Genomic DNA, 21804 nt, shown 5'->3' on the forward strand with positions numbered 1-21804 from the left:
GGTGCCCGGGAATTCCACTGTTCCCCGCCAACCGGGGTCTGCGGTATGAAGGACCCCATTATTTCGGCACGAGGGAGCAGCATGACGATTCGGGCGCTTTTCGTGGACGCGGGCGGTGTGCTCTACAACAACATCAACGAGGAAACGGAATTCCTCGTCCGGGTAGCCGATCGCTACGGCCTGGACCGGGAAGAACTGGAACGCAGTGTGTGCGACGTCGCTCCTCTCTACGAAGGCGGCGTCAAACACGTGCATCAGGTGTTCCAGCGCCTGGTCAATCCCGGGCGCTGGACACGCAAGGGGAAGCGCCTGGACACCCGGTGGCTGGACGCGGCCTACATCGACAGCGTCCGCGCGTACCGCGAGAATTTCCAGGCGCTCAAGGACGTGCGCCGCGACGATCCCCGGTTGACGGTGGTACTGACCAACAACGAGGCCGAACACTGGGACCGCCTGAAGGACGAGGCCTTCCGGCACTTCCGGATGTTCGACACGCTGTGCTCGTCCTGGCACATCCGCCAGGTGAAGCCGTCGCGGGCGTATTTCGCCGAGGTCATGCGCAGGATCCGGGTGCCGGCCGCCGAGACCCTGCTGATCGACGACCGGGCGGCCGTCCTGCGGGTGGGCGCCGCCCTCGGGATGCGTACGCTGCACGTCGACGCGCCGGGGGTGTTCTCCGGCCGGCTCCGCGCCGCCGTCCGCGGGGAAGCGGTCCCGAGCGCGCACTGACGGCTGGACGCCGGACGCCGGACCGCCGGACCGCCGGGCCGCAACGGCCCGGCGGTCACCGGTCACTCGGCGAGTTCGCGGATATGAGCGAGGACCTTCTCGAAGGCGAGGGCTATGTCCTCGATGGCGTCCAGCGGCGCCAGCAGCACCTCGTGGCCGAAGCTCACCACGCTGGCATGGATACGCCGGGCCACCGGCAGGTCGAACTGCGAGGGTTCCACCCGGGCCATGTACTCCGCGTCGGTGGCGAACCTCCGCCGCGAACTCGGCCGGTTCAGCGGGTTGTCGTTCAGCGGCCGGTGCGTCTGCGTCACCGGGAAGCCCAGCTCGGCCGTGAGCGCCTGGGCGATGCGGTGCACGGGGGCGACGGCCAGGATCTCGTCCGGCAACTGCACCGCGTAGCGGTAGTAGGCGCGGTCGGTCGTCCCCGTGGCCGTCCCCTGCACCGTCAGCCCCAGCGCGCCGAGGCGCGCGCTCAGGTGGTCGGCGGACCTGCTGCGCCGTAAGGTCTGCTCGTCGAGCAGGTCGAGCTGGTCCAGCAGCACCGCCGCGTGGAACTCGGACAGGCACGCGTTGCTGCCCATCAGCTGTCCGGTCTCCAGCAGCTCCATCTCGCCGATGTTGACCGGCTCGCGCCGCAGCACCCGGCCGTCCGCGCGCAGGTGTTCCGCGCGGACCGCGATCTCGGGGTCGTCGGTGACCACCGCGCCGCCCTCGCCGGAGGTCAGCAGCTTGCTGCCCTGCATGCTGAAGACCCCGGCGGTGCCGAAGGCGCCGACCGGCCAGTTGTTGTAGCGGGCACCGTGCGCGTGCGCGCAGTCCTCGATCAGCGGCAGGTTGTGCCGCCGCGCGATCTCCAGGAGGGCGTCCAGGTCGGCGACGGCCGAATAGGCGTGTACCAGGGTGATGGCCCGGGTCCGGTCGGTGATGGCCGCCTCGACGGCCGCCGGGTCGAGGCAGTACGTCCGGGGATCGACGTCGACCAGGACCGGTACCGCGTTGATGCCGAGCACCGCCGACGCCGACGCCACCCAGCTCAGTCCGGGGACCACGACCTCGTCGAAGGCCCCGACCCCGCACGCCTCCAGGGCCACGGCCAGGCTCGCCGTCCCGGTCGACGTCGGTACGCACAGGGCGGAACCGCAGTACTCCGCGAATGCCGTGGCGAATTGCTGCTCGTACGAGGTACGGCCCTGATAGGCGCAGCTGATCGTCCAACGGCCGCTTTCCAGCACGTCTTCGAGGCTTTTCAGCGCACGGCCTCCCGGCTGCGGCCAGCGTGGCCATTCCCGGTCGGCCAGTCGGGGCCCACCGACGAGCGCCAAAGAATTTCCCATAGTTGCCCCAGCCTTCCGAGGAGGTGACGGATCGGCATACGCGACCGGGCCGGGGAACGGCCGGTGGCCGCGGCGGCCCACACGTGAATTCGTGGAAATCTACGCACGCCGGTGCGGCGTACGCCACTGTCGGCGGGCCGGGCGGCACCGGTTTCCGTTCGAGTGAGGAACCTCCACAGTCGAACGGGTCGGTACGCTGCTGCGCACCATTCGGTCGGTACGGCCGGCCGTGCCCCGGGGCGCGGCCGGAAACGAGGAACGGGCAGGGGAGTTGAGGATGTCCGGCAATGCCGAAGCGGGAATCAACGGTGCCGACACGCGGGGCGCCGGGCCATTCGCCGGGCGGGTTCCCGAGCGGGCCGGCATCGTGGTGGTGGGCGGCGGGCTGGCGGGGCTGGAACTCGCCGGGGAGCTGGCCGGGCACGGCGTCGGGGACGTCCTGGTGCTGGAGGCCGGCCCCGGTGACGACCTCGCCCACATCCACCTGGCGCGGGACCAGGACGCGGCGACGGAGCTGGTGTTCGCGCCGGACCGCGACCCGTGTTTCCGCCGGACGTGGGTGTCGGACGCGGCTCCGCACTACACCGGCATCTCCGGGCTGCGCCGCAGGCTGGGCGGGCGGTCCCTGTACTGGCACGGGGTGATCCTCCCGCTGGAGGACTGGGCCTTGCGCGACTGGCCGTCCGACGTGGCCGACGCGCTGACCGGCGGCTGGCACGGCGGACCCTCCCTCTACAAGCGGGTCACCGCCGACCTGATGAGCTGGAGCGCCGGTACGGACGGCACCCTGCCCCCACCGGACGAGCGGACCGTGGAGTGCGGCGGCCTGGCCTTCCGGCCCCTGCCACGCGCCTGCCGGTACGTGCCCGACGAGGCGTCCGGCGGCGTCCGCTGGGAGGCGTACACCGCACTGGACCACTGGCGCACCGGCGCACACCGCCCGGCGCCGCCGGCCGGTGTGCGCATCCGCTGCCGTACCGAGGTGCTGGCCGTGCAGGTGCGCGGCGCCACGGCACAAGGCGTCCTGGTGCGCGACGAGGACACCGGCGAGGTGTCGACGATCGCCGCCGGCACCGTCGTCCTGTGCGCCGGCACGGTGGAGAGCACCCGGCTCGCCATCCAGGCCCTCACCGAGGCGGGCGCCCTGCGCGAACCCCGGCTGGGCAACCTCGCCGATCACATCGTGCAGGGCTTCACGGCCCGCCTGGACGGCGCGCTCGCCTCCCTCGCCGCACGCGGGCTGGAGCCCGGCTCGTACTACGTGCCGACGAGCGCCGCCACCCGCTCGTACCTGCGGATGGACCTCCACCGCACCGCCTCCGAGGGCGTGCTCCTCGACGTCCGGGTGACCGGCGAGCAGCTTCCGAACCCCGACAGCGTGGTGGAGTGCCGGCCCACGGGACCGGCCCCCTGGCAGGCGCGGGTACGCACCGCCCTGCACGCGCGGGACCGCGAGATGATCGGCGTGCAGCGCGCCGAATTGGGCGTGTTCTGGCAAAACCTCTCGCGGGAACTGGACCTGCCGCCGGTCCCGCTGGAATTCGAGGACTTCGGGGACCCGGCCCGGGACAACACCCTCGTCCTGCCCGGACGCACCCGGGCCCTGCCGCACGGCGTGCCGGACACCTGGACGAGCCTGCTCGGCACGGAGGACCACGAGGGCGGCAGCCTGCCGCTGGGCACGGTCCTGACGAGCCGTCATGAATGCGCGGGGCTCGCCGGGCTCTACGCCGCGGGGCCGGTGGTCTTTCCCCGGCTGGGCGCCGCGAACCCGTCGCTCACCACCCTGGCCCTGTCCCGCCGGCTCGCCGCGATCCTCGCCGGTGCCGATGGCTGAACCGGCCTGGCGCGCCGGCCGCGCGCACCCGCACGAGAAGACATCAACGTACGCAGGGACCAGGGAGGAACCGTGCCGGGACCGGGATACGGAAGCATCGGCGACGAGGAGCGGGCGAACGTGCTCGCGGTGCTCGACCGCTGGCACGCCACACGGGAGGCGTTCGACGACCCCGGCGAGGGCGTCATGGTCCGCCGCTTCGAGCGGGCCGCCGCCGACCGCTTCGGCGCGGCGCACTGCCTCGCCGTCAACAGCGGCACGTCCGCGCTGATCGCCGCGCTGGTCGGCCTCGGGATCGGGCCGGGCGACGAGGTGATCGTGCCCGGGTACATGTTCGTCGCCTCGATCGCGTCGGTGCTCCACTGCGGCGCCGACGCCGTCCTCGCCGAGGTCGACGCGTCGCTGACCCTCGATCCGGCGGACGTGCGGGCCAAGATCACTCCCCGTACCAAGGCGATCATGCCGGTGCACATGCTGGGCGCGCCCGCCGACCTGACCGCTCTGCGCGCGCTCGCCGACGAGCACGGGCTGCGGCTGATCGAGGACTGCGCGCAGAGCGCGGGCGGCAGCTATCGGGGGCGCCCGCTGGGCACGATCGGCAGTGCCGGGACGTTCTCCCTCAACCACTACAAGGTCATCACGGCCTTGGGGGGCGGATTCGTGCTGACCGACGACCCCCGCGTCTTCCAGCGCGCCTACTCCTTCCACGATCAGGGCTGGTTCCCCTACCGCCAGGACCACGGCGAGGGCGACCCGCTGCTCGGCATGAACCTCGGACTCGGCGAGCTGCCCGCCGCCGTGGCGCTGGCCCAGCTCGGCAAGCTGGACCGGATCCTGGACCGGGTCAGGCAGGTCAAGCGGCAACTGGTGGCGCACATCGGCGAACTTCCCGGCGTACGGCAGCGGCCGCTGCACGACCCGGAGGGGGAGTGCGGGACGTGCGCCGTGTACGTCTTCGATGACGCCGCGCACGCCCAGGACGTCGCCACCCGCCTCGGCACCAAGACCCTCATCGACTCGCCGACGCACTACTACGGCGGCCTGCCCACACTGGCCGCGTTCGGGCGGGGGCAGTGGTCGGCCGTACCGTTCCGCGCCCCCGGGACCGGGCGGGCGCTGCACCACTGCGAACCGGGCGCGCTGCCGCGCACCGACGACATCCTCGCCCGGACCGTGGCGCTGGCCACCGGCGTCTCCGACAGCTACCTGGGAGCGGGCTTCGGGGTGCACGCCGGGTCGGACGCGGAGGAGATCGAACGGGCCGCGGAGGGGTTCCGCGGGGCGGTGGCGGGCGTGCCGGCCGTCTGACAGCGCGCGCCGGGCGGTCCGTGCGAAGGGCCGCCCGGCGCGCCGCTCAGCGGGCCACGCCCCGTACCAGCTCCGTCAGTTCGCGTGCGATCCCATGGGACGCGTACACCAGCCACGGCCGGTCGAGCCGGTGACTGCCGTGCAGGTCGTCGACGTGGCCGCCCGCCTCCCGTACGAGCAGCGCGGCCGGCGCCCGGTCCCACACGTGCCCGCCCTCGTCGATCACCGCGTCCACCCGGCCCTCCAGGAGGTCGCCGATCAGGCACACGTCCGACTCGACCCAGCGCATGTGGTCCTGGAGGGCGTCGGCGGGGGAGCCGGGGAAGAGGAAGCCGCCCACCCGGGCCCGCCGGAGTGCGGCGGCGCGGGACAGGCGCAGCCGGTGCTCCGTCGACAGGGGCTGCCCGGTGGTGGCGGCGAAAGCCCCGTGACCGTGCCGGGCCCACCAACGGGTGCCCTCCGTAGGGCGGCTGAGGACGGCGAGCCGCAGCTCCCCGTCGATTTCGAGGGCCACGTGCGTGCCCCAGGCCCGGTCGCCGCGCAGGAACGGGATCGTGCCGTCGATGGGGTCGAGGATCCAGCGGCGCCGGGCGTCCGCGATGGCTCCGCTCTCCTCCGTCAGTACCGCGTCCGCCGGCCGTTCGGCGGCCAGCACGGCGAGCAGGGCCCGCTCCACCGCCAGGTCCGCCTCGCTGACCGGGCTGCCGTCCGCCTTCGTGCGGGTCGGGGGGCGCCGGCCGAAGAATTCCAGGGAGATTCGATCCGCCACGTCCACGAGATGGTGCGCGAGAACCACATCGCTGTCCGTTTCCATCGGCACACCATATCTTTCGCGCAAGGCCGGGCTGCGTGGCTTATGCCCGTGCCCGGCAAGGCAGTTGAACACCGAGGCGAGGAACTCGTCTTTATCGCGAGCGGTGTTAGCCTTTGGCATGCTCTTGGAGAACGAGCTCGTAGATCACCGGAAACTGCTCCGGCTCGTCGCAGAGGAATTCCACGGTGCTGCGCTCGGGCACGGAGAAACAGACACTCTGGAGTTTGTCCCGCTCGGCGAGGACAGTTGGTCCTACCGGTGCGGATCGTTGTGGATCAGCGTGCGCCGCGACCTCGACGGCCATTTCCCCGGCGCCTACGAGGCCGCCCTACTGCTGCGCGCCGGCGGCAAGGAATTCGTCCTCGCCCCGCTCGCCGGACGGAGCGGCAGGGTGGTGTACGAGGTCGGGGGGCTGCCGGTGGTGGTCTTCCCGTACGTCGAAAGGGCCGCCCTGCCGTCGGCGAACCCTCCGGGCGACAGCCATCTCGCCGCGCTGGTGCGCCAGTTGAGGGAGATCCACCGGTTCTCCACCCCGGCGGACCTCCAGGCCGAAGTGCCCGTCGAGGACTTCCAGTTCCCCTTCGAAGCCGACCTGGACAAGGCGCTCCAGGCCGCACTGGACGGGGACGTCTCCGGCGGCCCGTACAGCGCACGGCTCACCGCGCTGGTCACCCGGCGGTGGGACCACCTCACCGCGCTGCGCCGGGACGCCGCGCGCACGGCCGAGCGGTGCGCCGACCTGTGGCGGGGGGAGCCGCCCGCGCTGACCCACGGCGACCCCAGCCCGGCCAACGTCCTCTTCGGCGAGGACGTACTGATCCTGGACTGGGGCGGCCTGATGTGGGCCCCGCCCGAACGTGACTGGTCCGCCGTCAGCAGGGCCTTCGGCACAGCGCCGCGCGGGCGCGCCGAACTGCTGCGCTTCTACGAGGTGCGCTGGACCCTCGCCGAGATCGCCGAGTATGCCGCGCGGTTCGCCGGGCAGCACACGGGCGACGCCGACGACGAGGCCATGTGGGGGCGGCTGATGCGCTACCTCCCGGCCCCGTGAGAGGCCGGGCCGGCCACCGGCGGCCGAAAAACCACCACGCGTGATCAAGGCGCGTAGGATTCCGGTACGTTGGCGGCGCGCATCCCGACTCCGGTGAAGGAAAACCCCATGAGCACGTCGGAAAACATCGCCGTCCCGGACGCACTCGCCGCGTCGTACGAGAGAGGCGGCGACCCGGCAGGAAAGGCGTGGATCGCCTCCCTGCCCGCGCTGGCCGCGCAATTCCTGGAGCGCTGGGAGCTGAAGCGGGACGGCGAGGCCGGCTTCGGGGAAGCGTCGTTGGTACTGCCGGTGCTGCGCAGGGACGGCACGCGCGCCGCACTCCGGTTCCAGATGCCCAAGGAGGAGACCACCGCGGCGCTGATCGGGCTGCGCACCTGGAACGGCGACGGCGTCGTGCGGCTGATCGACAGCGACCGGACCAGCGGCACCATGCTCCTGGAGCGGCTGGACGGCTCGCGCACGCTCGCGTCGCTGGAGGACGACGACGCCGCGATGACCGTCCTGGCCGGGCTGCTGCGGCGGCTGGTCTCCGTCCCCGCGCCGGAGGGGCTGCGCGGCCTCGGTGACATCGCCGCCGAGATGCTGGAGCAGGTGCCGGAGGCCGTGGCGGCGCTGGCCGACCCCGACGGCCGGCGGCAGCTGCGGTCCTGGGCGTCCGCGGTCGCCGAGCTGGCGGGCGAGCCCGGGGACCGGCTGCTGCACTGGGACCTGCACTACGACAACGTGCTGGCCGGGGAGCGCGAGCCGTGGCTCGCCATCGACCCGGAGCCGCTGGCCGGGGACCCCGGGTTCGACCTGTGGCCCGCCCTGGACAGCGGATGGGCCGACGTGGTCGCGTCCGGCGACCCCCTCCGGGTCGTCCGGCGCCGGTTCGACCTGCTGACCGACGCCCTCGGCCTGGACCGCGAACGTGCGGTCGGCTGGACCCTGGGGCGGCTGCTCCAGAACTCGCTGTGGGACATCGAGGACGGGAAGACCGTACTCGACTCCTCCCAGACCGCCATCGCGGAGGCGCTGCTGAAGCGGTGACGCACTGACCGCGAGGCCCGATACCCGGTATTCGGGCGGCAGGCGGCGGGCCCGGACGCAGGGATGCGTCCGGGCCCGCCGGTGTTTTCGGCGCGCGCTCGCGGAATGCGCCGGCCCCGAGGACCCGGCCCTTCCGTATTTCCCCGCCGAAATGCGTGGCGACTGCGAAGCGGGCCTTTGCCGTGTGCGTTGAAAAACCCCCGGTGGTTGGCGAGAATATTCCGGAACGCATCGCGGGAGCACAGCAGAAACCGGTGACGGCACCGGGCTCGGTGCGTTTTCGTATGGTTCCCTGCCACGTCGGTGGACCGAATCCGCAGACCGGCCCGTCTTTCCGGCTGCCGCCGGCACCCGCCCGCGCGGACCGGCCCCGCCGCGGGCCCGGGACGTCCCGCCCGCAGCCCGGCCCAGCGCCCCGACCGCGGCGCCGGCCCACCGCATCCACGACCACAGCCACCGAGGAGTGCCATGAGTCTGGTCAGCGTGCACAACGAATGGGACCCGCTGGAGGAGATCATCGTCGGTACGGCCGTCGGCGCGCGGGTGCCCGTGGCCGACCGCAGCGTGTTCGCCGTCGAGTACGCGGGGGAGTACGACCACCAGGAGCAGATCCCCTCCGGCCCGTACCCGGACCGGGTGCTCAAGGAGACCGAGGAAGAACTGCACGTCCTGTGCGAGGAACTCACCAAGCTCGGCGTCACCGTCCGGCGCCCCCAGGCGCGCGACAACGCCGCCCGGATCACCACCCCTGACTGGCAGACCGACGGGTTCCACGACTACTGCCCGCGCGACGGCCTGCTCTCCGTCGGCCAGACGATCATCGAGACGCCGATGGCGCTGCGCGCCCGGTTCCTGGAGTCGCTGGCCTACAAGGACATCCTGCTGGAGTACTTCGACAGCGGCAGCCGGTGGATCTCCGCCCCCAAGCCGCGGCTCGCCGACGGCATGTACGACCCGTCGGCGCCCGCGGGGGAGCGGCTGACCGAACTGGAGCCGGTGTTCGACGCCGCCAACGTGCTCCGCTTCGGCACCGACCTGCTGTACCTGGTCTCCGACAGCGGCAACGCACTCGGCGCCAAGTGGCTCCAGTCGGCCGTCGGCGACACGTACACCGTGCACCCCTGCCGCAAGCTGTACGCCTCCACCCACGTCGACTCCACGATCGTGCCGCTGCGCCCCGGCCTCGTCCTCATCAACCCGGAGCGCGTCAACGACGGCAACATGCCGGACTTCCTGCGCTCCTGGCAGACCATCACCTGCCCGGAGCTGGTGGACATCGGCTTCAGCGGGGACAAGCCGCACTGCTCGGTGTGGATCGGCATGAACCTGCTCGTCGTACGGCCCGACCTGGCCGTCGTCGACCGCCGCCAGACCGCGCTGATCAAGCTGCTGGAGAAGCACGGTATGAACGTCCTGCCGCTCCAGCTCAGCCACTCCCGCACGCTCGGCGGCGGCTTCCACTGCGCCACCCTCGACGTCCGGCGCTCGGGCTCCCTGGAGACCTACCGCTTCTGAAGCACCCACGCGGCCCGCACCCGGGTCCCGCCCGCCGCGGGCCGCTCCCACCCCCGACTGTGACAGGAGATCGTCCAACGTGATGGGTTACGGGGTCTGCGTCGGCCCGACCGATCTTTTCGACCGCATCAGCCGCCCGGGCATCGAGCGTGTCCGGACACCGGGCAGCCCGCTGTTCACCATGCGCCACCAGCGCTCCCTGTTCGCGGCCTACAACGCCATCTTCGACCAGGCCGCGGCCAACTCCGAGGTCACCAGCCTGGTGATGCTCCACGACGACGTGGAGCTGCGCAAGAACCCCGCCGACGTGGCGGAGCGGGTCTTCGAGGACGAGTCCGTCGGCATGCTCGGCTCCCTCGGCGGTTCCGACACCGTCTCACTGGCCTGGTGGAACGAGAAGGAGACCAGGCGGGGGCGGGTGGCCGACTACGACAAGGTGCACGACCACGGCGGCGGCCGGCACGAGGTGCACGCCGTGGACGACGTGATCCTGTGCGTGAACCGCTGGGTCATCGAGAACGTGCGCTTCCCGCCGGGCCGCTACCTCGGCTTCGAGGGGCTCGGCGTCATCCTCGCCACCCTGGTGCGCGCCGCCGGCAAGCGCGTCGTGGTCGAGGACCTCCAGGACGTCATGCACCACAACGCCGGGCGCGGCTTCAACGGCCTCAAGGACTGGCGGCACAACGAACTGCGCTGGCAGCGGCAGTTCTTCGACCTCAGCCCGCTGGAGCGGCTGGGCAACCACCTCGAAGACCTCGCCGTTCCGGCGATCCCGGCCCGGATCGCCGCGCGGCGCCTGGCGCTGCGGCTGGCGGGGCGCGGCCACGAGGTGAGCGACGGGGAGTCCGGCGACCCGGCGATCGACGCGGTCGTGGACGGCTGGTACCGGCGGTGCAAGCGGCTGCGCGGCCGGATGACGGTGTGAGGAGAGGCCATGGCGACATACACGCGGCTGCGCTACGACGTGACGGAGATCCCGCTGGCGGACCTCGTCCGCAAGGTGATGGAGGTGGACGACCTGGAGGGCCTGGCGGCCAGCGACCGGCCGGCCACCCGGGAGACCGACCAGAGCACGCCGTACCACCGGCGGTACTACGACGGGTTCGACACCATCTCGCCCGTTTACCGCAAGCTGGCCCGGCAACTGCTGGGCCAAGAGGCGGACCAGCTCTACATCCAGCGGCTGCCGACCTGCCGGGTGCACCTGCGCAACTCCCTGGCCGTCGGCGAGTGGCACCGTGACCGCGACTTCGGGCACGACCCCGCGGAGGTCAACTACTGGGTGCCGCTGACCAAGGCGTACGGGAACAACACGGTGTGGATCGACCACGAACCGGTGACCGCCGAGTACGGCGACGTCATCGTCTTCGACGGCGCGAACTCCTGGCACGGCAATGTCGTCAACGACACCGACATCAGCCGGGTGAGCATGGACTTCCGCACCCTGCCCCGCGCCAGTTACCGCCCCAGCGGCAAGAAGTCGGTCTCCTTCGGCATGCCGTTCCTGCTCGGAGACTACTGGGACGTGCTCTGACCCGCCCGCGCCGCGGCGCCGACGGACCAGAGCACGTCCCGCCGCGGCGCCGCGACCTCCGCCCTCCTTCGCAACCCGACTCCTCATGGTGGCCAGCGTGGAAACAACCTCGCACGTGACGACGACGATCTCCCCCGAGGACCCGAGAGCCGGCGAGGCCCTGGTGTCCCTGGACGAACGGTTCCAGCGCTTCCTGTCCGGCCTCCCGGCCGACCGCCCGGTGTGGTTCTGCTTCTTCTCCTCCGGGCTGCTGCACGTCATCCAGCACTTCCTGCGCTTCGTACCACCCGACCTCAACTGCGCCTTCGTCTCCAGCGGGCTGACCCCCGCCGAAACCGCCGTACGGGACACCATGAGTGGCGGCATGCCCGCCTTCGACCTGGACGAGAGCGTCGGCAGCCACGAGATCTTCGAATTCCTGCTGCGCAATCTCGACCGGCCGTTCGGCATCGTCGACAGCGACTGCTTCGTCATGGATGCCGAGTGGTTCACCCGGTGCACGGACGGCCTGGAGCCGGGCGTCGCCGTCAGCGGCCCCCTCAGCTACGGCCCGATACCGCTGGCGGCACCGCCGTTCCTGGCCATCGACCCGGCGGCCCGCCCCGAGATCGAGCGCGCCATCGGCGGCCCCGTCTCGCCCGCGGCCTACTCCTTCGTACCGCCGGGCCCCGAGAAGGAGATCGACGGCGCGATGGTGCGCCTCATCGAGCCGCACCACGAAGCGGCCCTGGCCAAGGTGCTGGCGATGGAGGACCACCACCTGCCCTTCCCGCAGGGCGGCCTGCTGGACGTGCTCGACGACGGCCGCGAGGTCCGCAGCCACGAGCGCCACCACCACGTGCAGAACGGACACAGCGTCACCCGCGTCGTCTTCGACGGGCTGATGTTCTACCAGCTCATGGCGCTGGCCGCGGGCTGGCGCATCGGGCACTTCCACAGCTTCCCCGGCACCAAGGTCTTCGCGCCGCAGCTGGTCCACGCGGGCGGGATCTCGTACTGGCACCGGCTGCGCCCCAGCGAGATCGCCGCCGGCATCCACGAACTGCCGTGGTCCGCGCACATCGACGCACTGCTCCTGGACGGGTTCAACGCGCGCTCCGACGCCCCGGAGAGCTACCGGGCCCGCAGCCGGCGCCTCGCCGCCAACCTGCGGCAGTCCGGTACGGACCTCGACGGGCTGCGCACGGACCTGCGCGGCCAGCTGTCCTCGGTCGGCGTCGACGTACGGGACCCGCGGTGGCACGCGGTGCTCGGCTGAGGCGGGCGGACGGATGCGCGTACTGCTGACCGGCCACCAGGGCTACCTGGGCACCGTCATGGCCCCCCTGCTGACCGCCGCGGGGCACGAGGTCACCGGGCTGGACAGCGGCCTGTTCGCCTCCTGCGTCCTGGGCCCGCAGGACACCCCGGACGTCCCCGGGCTCGCCATGGACCTGCGGGACGTCACCACGGCCACGCTGGGCGGCTTCGACGCCGTGGTGCACCTGGCCGCGCTGTCCAACGACCCGCTCGGCTCCCTGGCCCCCGAGATCACCTACGACATCAACCACCACGCCGCCGTCCGGCTCGCCCGGTGCGCCAAGGACGCCGGTGTGCGCCGGTTCGCCTACGCCTCGACCTGCTCGGTATACGGAGCGCAGTCAGCGGACGAACTGGTCGGCGAGGACGCGCCGCTCAAGCCGGTCACGCCGTACGCCGTCTCGAAGGTCCGGGTGGAGGACGACCTCGCGGAGCTGGCCGACGGCCACTTCGCCCCGTTCTTCCTGCGCAACGCCACCGCCTTCGGCTTCTCGCCCCGGCTGCGCGCGGACATCGTGCTGAACAACCTCGTCGGCAGCGCGGTGCTGACGCGCGAGGTCACCGTGCTGTCCGACGGCACGCCCTGGCGGCCCCTGGTGCACGCCGAGGACATCGCGCACGCGGTGGTGGCCGGGCTCGCCGCGCCGGCGGACGTGGTGCGGGCCCGCGCCTTCAACGTCGGCACCGAGGAGAACAACCGGACCGTCGCCGAGATCGCCGAGGCCGCGGCGGCCGCCGTGCCCGGCTCGGTGGTGCGCATCACCGGCGAGACCGGCAGCGATCCGCGTTCCTACCGGGTCGACTTCACCCGGGCGCGCACCGAACTCGGGTTCCGGGCCCGCTGGAGCATTCCGGACGGCGCGGCCCAGCTGGCGAGGGAGTATGTCGGACGCGGCCTGACCCGGGCCGCCTTCGACACCGATTTCACCCGCCTCGCGACCCTCCGGCGCCGGCAGCGGGACGGCACGCTGGACCGGTCCATGCGGGTGCTCACTCCGGCCTAGGACGCCGCGCACCACCTGTCCGGCGGTGCGCGCCGTGCCCCGCCGGACCCGTCGATCCCGTCACCGTGCTCGTCAGCGTCAGGAGGAGTCGCATCGTGCGCCCACTCGGTATGGAAGGTGCTTGGTCCGTGCGCTCGGACGCGTTCGGCGACGAGCGCGGGGAGTTCCAGGAGATGTTCCGCGGCCGGTCCTTCAGCGACACCCTCGGCTACGAACTCTCCGTCGCGCAGGTCAACCGCTCGGTCTCCCGGCGCGGGGTGCTGCGGGGCGTGCACTTCGCGGAAGTGCCGCCGGGGCAGGCGAAGTACGTCACCTGCCTGAGCGGCGCCGTGCTCGACGTCGTCGTGGACATCCGGGTCGGCTCGCCCACCTACCGCAAGTGGGAGGCGGTGCGCCTGGACGACCGGCGGCTGAGCGTGTACGTGGAGGCCGGCCTCGGCCACGCGTTCATGGCCCTCACCGACGACGCCACCGTCGTCTACCTCACCTCCGAAGGCTACGCCCCGCACCGCGAGCACGCCGTCAACCCCCTCGACCCCGCCCTGGGCATCGCCTGGCCGGCCGGAATCGAGCCCGTACTGTCCGCGAAGGACGCGGCTGCTCCCGGACTCGCCGAACTGGAACGCGGCGGCCTGCTGCCGGACTTCGAGGCGTGCACCGAGTTCCACGAGCACCTGCGCAAGGAGTTCGCGTCCGCGCGCTCCTGAACGGCACGCCTTACGCGGCGGGCCGGTCAACCGCCCGCCGCAGCGCGGGAAACGCCTCCGCCAGCGCGGCCCGCCACTCGCGCATCGGGCCGAGCCCGGCCTTCCGCCACCGCTCCTGGCCCAGCACGCTGAACGCGGGCCGCGCCGCCGGGCGGTCCAGTGACCGGGTGGTGGTGGGGCGGACCCGGCCGGGGTCGGCGCCGGCTAGCCGGAACGTCTCCCGCGCCAGCGCGTACCAGGTGGTCTCCCCGCTGCTGACCGCGTGGTAGATGCCGGCGGGCGCGGTGCCCGCCAGCGCGGCGCCGCCCAGCGCCGCCAGCCGTTCGGCGAGGTCGGCGGTCCAGGTGGGCTGCCCGCGCTGGTCGTCGACGACCGGCACCGGGTCCCGGCCCGCCGCCAGCCGGATCATGGTGGAGACGAAGTTCGGGCCCCCGGCGCCGTAGAGCCAGGCGGTGCGCACCACGTAACCGGTCTCCGGCAGCTCCGCCAGCACGGCCTGCTCACCGGCCAGCTTGGTGCTGCCGTACACCGTCTGCGGGCCGGTCGGGTCGTCCTCGCGGTACGGCCGGCCGGCGCGGCCAGCGAAGACGTAGTCGGTGGACGGCTGGAGCAGCCGTACGCCGTGCTCACGGCATGCCGCGGCGAGATGCGCCGGCCCGTCCCCGTTGACCCGCAGGGCCGCCGCCGGCCGGGCCTCCGCCGCGTCGACGGCCGTCCAGGCGGCGCAGTTGACGACGACGGCGGGCCGGTGGTGAGCGATGGCGGCCCGGGTGGCGGCGGCGTCCGTGACGTCCAGGGACCGGCGGCCGAGCGCGGCCACCGGGACGCCGCGGCGGGTGAGCAGGGCGGTCAGTTCGCGCCCGAGCATGCCGGACGCTCCGGTGATCAGCCAGGGCGCGGTGTGTGTCGGCACAGCGGTTCACCTCCGGTTCGGCCCGCGCGGCCGTGTGCGGCGCGGGCTGCGGGCGGGTTCAGGTCGTCCGGGGCCGGGCGGCACACAGGGGTTCCCACCAGGAGCGGTGGGTGCGGTACCACTCGACGGTGGCCGCCAGGCCGGTGGCCAGGTCCGTCTTGGGCGCGTAGCCGAGTTCCCGGCTGATCCTGCCGCTGTCGACGGAGTAGCGGCGGTCGTGGCCCTTGCGGTCGTCGACGTGCTCGACGCTGTCCCAGCCGGCGGAACAGGCGTCCAGCAGCAGGCCGACCAGCTCCTTGTTGCTCAGCTCGGTGCCGCCGCCGACGTTGTAGACCTGGCCCGCCCGGCCGCGGGTGCGGACCGCTTCGATGGCCCGTACGTGGTCGTCCACGTGCAGCCAGTCCCTGACGTGCAGCCCGTCGCCGTACAGAGGCGCCTTGCCGCCGTCCAGCAGCCGGGTGACGAACAGCGGGATGAGCTTCTCCGGGAACTGGTACGGGCCGTAGTTGTTGGAGCAGCGGGTGATCCGTACGTCCAGGCCGTGGGTGCGGTGCTGCGCCATGGCCAGCAGGTCGGCCGACGCCTTCGAGGCGGAATAGGGGCTGTTGGGCCGCAGCGGCTCGTCCTCGGTCCACGAACCGTGTTCCAGGGAGCCGTAGACCTCGTCGGTCGACACCTGGACGAACGTGCCCGTCGCGTGCCGCAGCGCCGCGTCGAGCAGGGTCTGGGTGCCCTGCACGTTGGTCCGCACGAAGGCGGAGGCGTCGAGCAGTGAGCGGTCGACGTGGGACTCGGCGGCGAAGTGCACGACCTGGTCGTGCCGCGCCAGGAGGCGGTCGACCAGGGGGGCGTCACAGATGTCGCCGTGGACGAAGGACAGCCGGGGGCTGTCGCGCACCGGGGCGAGGTTGGCCGGGTTGCCCGCGTAGGTGAGGGCGTCCAGGACGGTGATCGCCACGTCGTCCGGCCCGTCGGGGCCGAGCAGGGTGCGCACGTAGTGGGAGCCGATGAAACCCGCTCCACCGGTGACGAGAAGGCGTGTGGTCATCGGGACCGCTTTCTGGAGAGTTCTGCCGGGGAAGGACGGGCTCAGGACGAGATCTGGGCCAGGCTGTGGTCGCCGAGGACGAGCCGGTGGGCGTGCGGTACGTGCGGGGCGGGCGTGACCTTGACGTGCCGGCCGATCAGGGACGCCTCGATGCGCCGTACACCGGAGATGGAGGCGCCCCGCAGCACGATGGAGAACTCCACCTCGCTGTCCTCGATGCGGCAGCCGTCGGCGATGGAGGTGAAGGGCCCGACGTAGGAGTCGGTGACCACCGAGCCCGCGCCGATGACCACGGGCCCCACCACCCGAGAGCCCCGGATGGTGGCGCCCTCCTCGATGCGCACCCGCCCGATGATCTCGCTGGCCCCGTCCACCAGGCCGTCGCAGCGCGGCTCGACGGTCTCCAGGACCAGGCGGTTGACCTCCAGCATGTCCGTGACGTTGCCGGTGTCCTTCCAGAAGCCGCTGATGAGGGTGGACCGCACGTCCCGGCCCTCGTCGATCAGCCACTGCACGGCGTGGGTGATCTCCAACTCGCCCCGCCAGGACGGCCGGATGGCGCGCACGGCCTCGTGGATGGCGGGGGAGAAGAGATAGACGCCGACCAGCGCCAGGTCGCTCTTGGGGTGGTCCGGCTTCTCCTCCAGGCCCCGCACCCGCCCGGCGGCGTCCAGTTCGGCGACGCCGAAGGCCCGCGGGTCGGCGACCCGGGTGAGCAGGAGGTGGGCGTCCGGCCTGGCCGTACGGAAATCCGCCACGAGTTCGTTGATGCCGCCCACCACGAAATTGTCGCCGAGGTACATGACGAAGTCCTCGTCGCCCAGGTAGTCCCGCGATATGCGGACGGCGTGCGCCAGTCCGAGCGGTGCCTCCTGCGCGATGTAGCTGACGTCCAGGCCGAATTTGGAGCCGTCTCCCACGGCCTCTTGGATCTTCTCCATCGTGTCGCCGACGACGATCCCCACTTCCTTTATCCCGGCGGCCGCGATGGCTTCCATGCCGTAGAAGAGAACGGGCTTGTTGGCCACCGGGACCAGCTGTTTGGCGGAAGTGTGGGTGATGGGCCGCAGGCGGGTTCCTGCGCCGCCTGCCAGAACGAGTGCTTTCACGGCGTTCTCCAAAGAGGTGTCGGACCCTGGGCGTGCCGTCTGCCGCACGGGGTCGCCGTACCGTCCGCCGGCGGCGGAAAACAGTTGCTGCTTGGCGAGTTCTTTGCCTGCCCCAATTGTTACGTGAGGTGTGAGTGTGGCGGTTGTGGCGCGCGTAGATGGCCGGAACGCATCCCGGCGCCAACGGCTCCCTCACCGGCTCCACCAGGGGTTTTCTCGGTCGTCCGCGAGCTCGGGCGGCGCGCTGCGCCCAGGATGCCGCAGGTTGCACCCCTCGAACGCGCCGCCGATGAGCGAGTAAAAGACGTTTTAGCACTTTACTGAAAACTTAGCCGAGTGATAAGCATATGCCAGGGCGAAGGTCGGCGATGCCGTGGATGCGGGAACCGTATTCTCGGACACCTGGGCTCGGGAGCGTAATTGTCTTTGGTGCGTGGCCGACACGAGGCTGCGTGCCCGGCGGAGTAGCACCTGGTTGGCAGTCAGGCGTGTGGTGACCGGAGGGGTGTGCGTTGGACGCTGTCTTTCTCGAAGATCCCGTTAAAGTGGAGGATCCCCCCGCCTTGGTCGGACCGGCGGAATCCGGTGAAACGCCACCGCGTTTACCCGGTATCACAAGAGTGGCCATCAGCTCGCTCCTGCCATCCGATTCCCCTCGTTCGGCAGGCGAGAATCCGGAGCATATCCGCGCGCTGGCGGAATGCGGGGAGAACCTGCCCCCCATTGTCGTGCTGCGGTCCAGTATGCGCGTCATCGACGGCATGCACCGGCTGCGGGCCGCCGAGTCGCGCGGCGCTACCGAGATCGACGTGCAATTCTTCGACGGCGAGGAGCGGGACGCCTTCGTCCTCGCCGTCGAGGCCAACATCGCGCACGGCCTGCCGCTTTCCCTGACCGACCGCAGGGCCGCCGCGGCCCGCATCATCACCACCCACCCGCAGTGGTCGGACCGGTCCATCGGCGCCGCGACCGGACTCTCCCCGAAGACGGTCGGCGTCGTCCGGGCGCGTTCAACCGAGGGAGTTCCACAGTCGAACGTCAGGATCGGGCGCGACGGCCGGGCCAGGCCGCTGGACTCGACGGAGGGCCGCAGGGTGGCCGACCGCCTCATGCGGGAGAACCCCGACGCCCCGCTGCGCCGGATCGCCGAGCAGGCCGGCGTCTCGCTCGGTACGGTCTTCGACGTCCGCAAACGCCGCAGCCGCGGCGAGGAACCCGTCCCGCAGCGCGGGCGCGCCGAACCGGAGACGGCCGGCGCCCCGGCCGCGCAGCCGCCCCGCCGCCCGGCGGAGCGGACGGAGAACCGGGTGCCCCGCGACCTGAAACTGCGCCAGCTCAGCCGGGATCCTTCGCTCCGGCTGACCGAGGACGGCCGGGCGCTGCTGCGCTGGCTGACCGTCGTCGCGGTGCGCAGCCAGGAGTGGGAACGGCTGCTCGGCAGCGTCCCGCCGCACTGCGTGGGCGTCACCGCCGAGCTGGCCCGCGGCTGCGCCGAGACCTGGCAGCAGGTGGCGGAACTGCTCGAACGGGCGGACGTCGAAGCGGCGGCAGGCCCGGCGGCCCTCCCCGCGGCCGGGGCGCGGCTCACCCAGGTGCACGTGCCGGGGCGGGCGGGACGGCCGGCGCGACCGGCAGACATCGGCTGAGAAGGGACGACAGTGAACTCGGACATTCCGGTGGTACTCCTGTGCGGCGGCTACGGCACCCGCATCAGGGAGGCCAGCGAACGGCTGCCCAAGGCCATGGTCGACATCGGCGGGCGCCCGATCCTGTGGCACATCATGAAGATCTACAGCCACTACGGCTTCCGGCGGTTCGTGCTGTGCCTCGGCTACAAGGGCTGGGCGATCAAACAGTTCTTCCTGGACTACCGGGCGCAGCTGTCGGACTTCACCATCGCGCTCACCGACGAGCACCGGCTGCACTTCCACGACGGCCGGGCCGACGAGAACTGGGAGATCACCTTCGCCGAGACGGGCCTGGACACCGCGACCGGCGCCCGGCTGCGGCGGATCCGGCACTACGTGGACACCGACGACTTCATGATGGGTTACGGCGACGGGGTCGGGAACATCGACCTGACCGCCCTGGAGAAGGAACACCGCGACGGCGGGCGGATCGGCACGGTCACCGGGATCCACCCGACGTCGAAGTTCGGCGAGATGGACGTCAGGGACAACGTGGTCCTGGAGTTCAACGAGAAGCCCACCCAGGTCACCGGCTTCGTCTCCGGCGGCTTCTTCATGTTCCGCCGGGAGTTCCTCGACACCTACCTGAGCGACGACCCGATGCTGTGGCTGGAGAGCGAGCCCTTGCAGCGCCTGGCCCGCGACCGGCAGCTGAGCCTGCACGCCCACCACGACTTCTGGTGTGCCATGGACACCTACAAGGACTACCAGCACCTGAACGGGCTGTGGGCGGCGGGGAACGCGCCGTGGAAGGTGTGGGACTGACCGCGCCGGGAGCCGGCGCACACGGCCGCGCGGCAGGCCCGGGACCTGCTGCGCGGCCGTGTGCGTTCCGGTCAGGCGCCGGCCTGCCGGGCGGGGAAGAGCTTGTCCTGCTCGGCGCGGAGCGCGTCGACGAGCCGGCCCGGCGGCAGGGTCACGTCGTCGTAGGTCACCACGGAGTCCTTGGCGACGCCGCGCCGCAGTACGCAGCCCTCGGCGACGCCCATCGGGAGCAGGTTCCGCTCGCGCGTCCTCGCGTGGGTCTCGGCGACGCCGTACGTGTCGTAGCCGCCGAGGCCGTCCAGCACCGTCCCGGCTGCCAGGTCGCGCTTGGCGGTGGCGACCACGTCCACGCGCGGGCCGGCGGGCGGCGTCAGCGCGGCGTCGGCGAAGTCCACCGCGCGCGCGATGGAGTTGGGTACCTCGAAGTGGCACAGGTGGTACGGCGCGTAGAAGCTGTACAGGGGCCCCTTGCCGAGCTTGTACAGCTCCAGGTAGTGCCGTTGCCGCGGACTGTCGTGGGTGCCCAGCACGTACACGCCGGGGCCGGGTTTCGCACCGACCACGTAGTCGACGACGCCGCCGAGCGCGTGCAGCTCGTCGATGTCGTAGACCTCGGTCAGCTCGTCGACGTGCCCGGTGTGGTCGCGCCCGTACATGCCGCGCCGGCCGACGGTGAGGCCGAAGGCGTTGGCGACTATGGCCTGTTCGAAGGAGACCTTCGTGCCGTCGGCGAAGCTGGTGACCATGTTGACGTTCTGGCCCCAGCGCTCGGCGAAGGCCCGCTGGGTGGTGGGGGTGCGGTAGGCGTCCTGGAGGCCCTTGACGTTGCCCGCGACCAGCGGCGTCACGCCCAGGCCGCGCACGAAGCGCAGCAGGTTGGCCTGGACGGCGGGCTGGTCGCCGTCCGCGCCCGTCAGCACGGTGCCCGCGGCGCGGGCCCGGTGGGCCAGCAACGGCCCCACAGTGGCGTCCAGTTCGGCGTTCATCGTCACCACGGGCAGGCCCCGTTCGATGGCGGCGACGGTGACGTGGGCGCCGAACTCCACCGCGCCGGTGACGTCCACCAGGCAGTCGATGCCCTCGGCGGCGATCAGGGCGAACGCGTCCTCGGTCACCGCCGGGCGCCCGGTGGCGACTGCCGCCTCGATCTCCCGCGCGGTGTCGGCCCGGACCGGCTCGCGGCCCGCTTCGGTGTAACAGCGCTCGGCGTGGGCCGCGGTGCGGTTGGCGACGGCGGCCAGCCGCATACCGGGCACCGAGGTGATGATGTGGTCGGCCAGCCCGCGGCCCATGAAGCCGGCGCCGATCATGCCGACCCGGATCGGCCGCTCCTCCTGTGCGCGCCGGCGCAGCGCGGCGTCGATGACGATCATCGTGCTTCCAGGGGGGCATCGGCCAGCAGCGGCCAGGCCGCGTCCTTGTCCGAGACCACCTCCACCGGGACGGGCCACGTCACGCCGAGGGCGGGGTCGTCCCACCGCAGTCCCCGCTCGGCGCCCGGGGTGTAGGCGGAGGAGACCTGGTACAGCGTCTCGGCGTCGTCGGTCAGCGTCAGGTAGGCGTGCGCGAAGTGGCGCGGTACGTGCATGGCGAGCCGGTTCTCGGCGGTCAGCGCGGCACCGAAGTGCCGCAGGTAGGTGGGGGAGCCGGGACGCAGGTCGACGATGACGTCGTAGACGGCGCCCCGGGTGCAGCGGATCGTCTTCGCCTCGGCGTTCGGCGCGAGCTGGTAGTGGAATCCGCGCAGGGTGCCCCTGCGGTGGTTGAACGACAGGTTGCACTGCTCGACGGCGGGTTCGAGTCCGGCCGCGGTGAACTCCTCGCGGCAGAACGTACGGGCGAAGAAGCCGCGGTCGTCTTCCAGGTGTTTCAGCTCGATGAGCGCGGCGCCGTCCAGCGGCGTGGCGTGAACCAACATGGGCGCATCCCTGGTTTGTGTAGATTCGTCACGGATGTCGCAGGCTAGGGCGGGCCCGGCCCACCGGGCAACCAAGTGCCGGCCCCCTTCCTGTTTCCGCTGTTCACCACAGGTGCGATGGCGGCGAACGAGGTGCAAGGCCACCGAGTTGACGGTGTGTCCGGCGTGCTCGGTACTCTCACGCAATGCGCCCGTT

20 protein-coding genes are annotated in these 21804 nt (G+C 71.8%); 13 read left to right on the forward strand and 7 right to left on the reverse strand.

All coding sequences use genetic code 11. From position 1 onward, the window contains the following. Positions 1-81 precede the first annotated feature (81 nt). A complete protein-coding gene (locus ACH4K4_RS25295; RefSeq protein ID WP_398170259.1) occupies positions 82-729 on the forward strand; it encodes an HAD family hydrolase in 648 nt (215 codons plus the stop codon). 62 nt (positions 730-791) lie between these two features. Here ACH4K4_RS25295 and ACH4K4_RS25300 read toward each other — a convergent pair whose 3' ends face one another. Then, on the reverse strand, positions 792-2066 hold the full coding sequence (locus ACH4K4_RS25300) for a DegT/DnrJ/EryC1/StrS family aminotransferase (RefSeq protein WP_398170261.1): 1275 nt from the start codon (positions 2064-2066) through the stop codon (positions 792-794). Positions 2067-2343: 277 nt separating this feature from the next. Here ACH4K4_RS25300 and ACH4K4_RS25305 point away from each other — a divergent pair, with 277 nt between their 5' ends. Both ACH4K4_RS25305 and ACH4K4_RS25310 read left to right on the forward strand, forming a co-directional pair. Continuing rightward, positions 2344-3903 (forward strand): GMC family oxidoreductase, encoded by a 1560-nt coding sequence (locus ACH4K4_RS25305; RefSeq protein WP_398170263.1) that lies wholly within the window; start codon positions 2344-2346, stop codon positions 3901-3903. A 72-nt stretch (positions 3904-3975) separates the two neighbouring features. Further along, positions 3976-5211 (forward strand): DegT/DnrJ/EryC1/StrS family aminotransferase, encoded by a 1236-nt coding sequence (locus ACH4K4_RS25310; RefSeq protein ID WP_398170265.1) that lies wholly within the window; start codon positions 3976-3978, stop codon positions 5209-5211. Positions 5212-5257: 46 nt separating this feature from the next. Here the strand turns inward: ACH4K4_RS25310 and ACH4K4_RS25315 are convergent, their stop codons facing one another. Continuing rightward, a complete protein-coding gene (locus ACH4K4_RS25315; RefSeq protein ID WP_398170267.1) occupies positions 5258-6025 on the reverse strand; it encodes an inositol monophosphatase family protein in 768 nt (255 codons plus the stop codon). Between the two features lie 118 nt (positions 6026-6143). Here ACH4K4_RS25315 and ACH4K4_RS25320 point away from each other — a divergent pair, with 118 nt between their 5' ends. The 8 genes from ACH4K4_RS25320 (at position 6144) to ACH4K4_RS25355 (ending at position 14167) form a co-directional block, all read left to right on the forward strand. Further along, on the forward strand, positions 6144-7076 hold the full coding sequence (locus ACH4K4_RS25320; RefSeq protein ID WP_398170268.1) for a phosphotransferase: 933 nt from the start codon (positions 6144-6146) through the stop codon (positions 7074-7076). A 108-nt stretch (positions 7077-7184) separates the two neighbouring features. Beyond that, complete coding sequence (locus tag ACH4K4_RS25325) at positions 7185-8108, forward strand: aminoglycoside phosphotransferase family protein (RefSeq protein WP_398170270.1); 924 nt, start codon at positions 7185-7187, stop codon at positions 8106-8108. A 468-nt stretch (positions 8109-8576) separates the two neighbouring features. After that, positions 8577-9623 (forward strand): inosamine-phosphate amidinotransferase 1, encoded by a 1047-nt coding sequence (locus tag ACH4K4_RS25330; protein ID WP_398170272.1) that lies wholly within the window; start codon positions 8577-8579, stop codon positions 9621-9623. Positions 9624-9702: 79 nt separating this feature from the next. After that, positions 9703-10548 carry a glycosyltransferase gene (locus ACH4K4_RS25335; RefSeq protein ID WP_398170274.1) on the forward strand — a complete coding sequence of 282 codons (846 nt, stop codon included), beginning with the start codon at positions 9703-9705 and terminating at the stop codon, positions 10546-10548. A 9-nt stretch (positions 10549-10557) separates the two neighbouring features. Further along, positions 10558-11157, forward strand: a complete 600-nt coding sequence (locus ACH4K4_RS25340; protein ID WP_398170275.1) for a streptomycin biosynthesis protein StrG — start codon at positions 10558-10560, stop codon at positions 11155-11157. 97 nt (positions 11158-11254) lie between these two features. Beyond that, positions 11255-12415: a dTDP-dihydrostreptose--streptidine-6-phosphate dihydrostreptosyltransferase gene (locus tag ACH4K4_RS25345; protein WP_398170277.1), complete on the forward strand. Its 1161-nt coding sequence runs from the start codon at positions 11255-11257 to the stop codon at positions 12413-12415. A gap of 13 nt (positions 12416-12428) precedes the next feature. Further along, on the forward strand, positions 12429-13460 hold the full coding sequence (locus tag ACH4K4_RS25350; RefSeq protein WP_398170279.1) for an NAD-dependent epimerase/dehydratase family protein: 1032 nt from the start codon (positions 12429-12431) through the stop codon (positions 13458-13460). A gap of 95 nt (positions 13461-13555) precedes the next feature. Further along, entirely contained in the window at positions 13556-14167 is a 612-nt protein-coding gene (locus ACH4K4_RS25355; RefSeq protein WP_398170281.1) for a dTDP-4-dehydrorhamnose 3,5-epimerase family protein, read from the forward strand. A 10-nt stretch (positions 14168-14177) separates the two neighbouring features. Here the strand turns inward: ACH4K4_RS25355 and rfbD are convergent, their stop codons facing one another. From rfbD to ACH4K4_RS25370, 3 genes are read right to left on the reverse strand one after another with little or no spacing between them, the layout of a single operon-like run. Continuing rightward, entirely contained in the window at positions 14178-15080 is a 903-nt protein-coding gene (gene rfbD, locus ACH4K4_RS25360; protein WP_398170283.1) for a dTDP-4-dehydrorhamnose reductase, read from the reverse strand. Positions 15081-15138: 58 nt separating this feature from the next. Then, complete coding sequence (gene rfbB, locus ACH4K4_RS25365; RefSeq protein ID WP_398170285.1) at positions 15139-16128, reverse strand: dTDP-glucose 4,6-dehydratase; 990 nt, start codon at positions 16126-16128, stop codon at positions 15139-15141. Positions 16129-16169: 41 nt separating this feature from the next. Next, positions 16170-17237: a glucose-1-phosphate thymidylyltransferase gene (locus ACH4K4_RS25370; RefSeq protein WP_398170287.1), complete on the reverse strand. Its 1068-nt coding sequence runs from the start codon at positions 17235-17237 to the stop codon at positions 16170-16172. Between the two features lie 728 nt (positions 17238-17965). Here ACH4K4_RS25370 and ACH4K4_RS25375 point away from each other — a divergent pair. Together ACH4K4_RS25375 and ACH4K4_RS25380 are read left to right on the forward strand one after the other, a co-directional pair. After that, positions 17966-18883, forward strand: coding sequence for a streptomycin biosynthesis protein (locus ACH4K4_RS25375; protein WP_398170289.1), 918 nt, complete (start codon positions 17966-17968; stop codon positions 18881-18883). 12 nt (positions 18884-18895) lie between these two features. Continuing rightward, complete coding sequence (locus ACH4K4_RS25380) at positions 18896-19690, forward strand: glucose-1-phosphate cytidylyltransferase (RefSeq protein ID WP_398170291.1); 795 nt, start codon at positions 18896-18898, stop codon at positions 19688-19690. 71 nt (positions 19691-19761) lie between these two features. On the opposite strand, the gene ACH4K4_RS25385 is transcribed toward ACH4K4_RS25380, so the two are convergent. Further along, complete coding sequence (locus ACH4K4_RS25385; RefSeq protein ID WP_398170293.1) at positions 19762-21063, reverse strand: NAD(P)H-dependent oxidoreductase; 1302 nt, start codon at positions 21061-21063, stop codon at positions 19762-19764. Further along, positions 21060-21608, reverse strand: a complete 549-nt coding sequence (gene rfbC / locus ACH4K4_RS25390; RefSeq protein WP_398170294.1) for a dTDP-4-dehydrorhamnose 3,5-epimerase — start codon at positions 21606-21608, stop codon at positions 21060-21062. Before rfbC ends, ACH4K4_RS25385 begins: the two co-directional genes overlap by 4 nt. Between the last annotated feature and the right edge of the window lie 196 nt (positions 21609-21804).

Source organism: Streptomyces sp. NPDC017529 (genome assembly GCF_044329785.1).
In the GTDB taxonomy this organism is placed as follows: Bacteria; Actinomycetota; Actinomycetes; order Streptomycetales; family Streptomycetaceae; genus Streptomyces.

Coding starts and splice junctions, on each gene's coding strand:
- ACH4K4_RS25295 (WP_398170259.1), top strand. CDS start 82: ATGACGATTCGGGCGCTTTTCGTGGACGCGGGCGGTGTGCTCTACAAC.
- ACH4K4_RS25305 (WP_398170263.1), top strand. CDS start 2,344: ATGTCCGGCAATGCCGAAGCGGGAATCAACGGTGCCGACACGCGGGGC.
- rfbB (WP_398170285.1), bottom strand. CDS start 16,128: ATGACCACACGCCTTCTCGTCACCGGTGGAGCGGGTTTCATCGGCTCC.
- ACH4K4_RS25330 (WP_398170272.1), top strand. CDS start 8,577: ATGAGTCTGGTCAGCGTGCACAACGAATGGGACCCGCTGGAGGAGATC.
- ACH4K4_RS25385 (WP_398170293.1), bottom strand. CDS start 21,063: ATGATCGTCATCGACGCCGCGCTGCGCCGGCGCGCACAGGAGGAGCGG.
- ACH4K4_RS25320 (WP_398170268.1), top strand. CDS start 6,144: ATGCTCTTGGAGAACGAGCTCGTAGATCACCGGAAACTGCTCCGGCTC.
- ACH4K4_RS25315 (WP_398170267.1), bottom strand. CDS start 6,025: ATGGAAACGGACAGCGATGTGGTTCTCGCGCACCATCTCGTGGACGTG.
- rfbC (WP_398170294.1), bottom strand. CDS start 21,608: ATGTTGGTTCACGCCACGCCGCTGGACGGCGCCGCGCTCATCGAGCTG.
- ACH4K4_RS25340 (WP_398170275.1), top strand. CDS start 10,558: ATGGCGACATACACGCGGCTGCGCTACGACGTGACGGAGATCCCGCTG.
- ACH4K4_RS25325 (WP_398170270.1), top strand. CDS start 7,185: ATGAGCACGTCGGAAAACATCGCCGTCCCGGACGCACTCGCCGCGTCG.
- ACH4K4_RS25300 (WP_398170261.1), bottom strand. CDS start 2,066: ATGGGAAATTCTTTGGCGCTCGTCGGTGGGCCCCGACTGGCCGACCGG.
- ACH4K4_RS25350 (WP_398170279.1), top strand. CDS start 12,429: ATGCGCGTACTGCTGACCGGCCACCAGGGCTACCTGGGCACCGTCATG.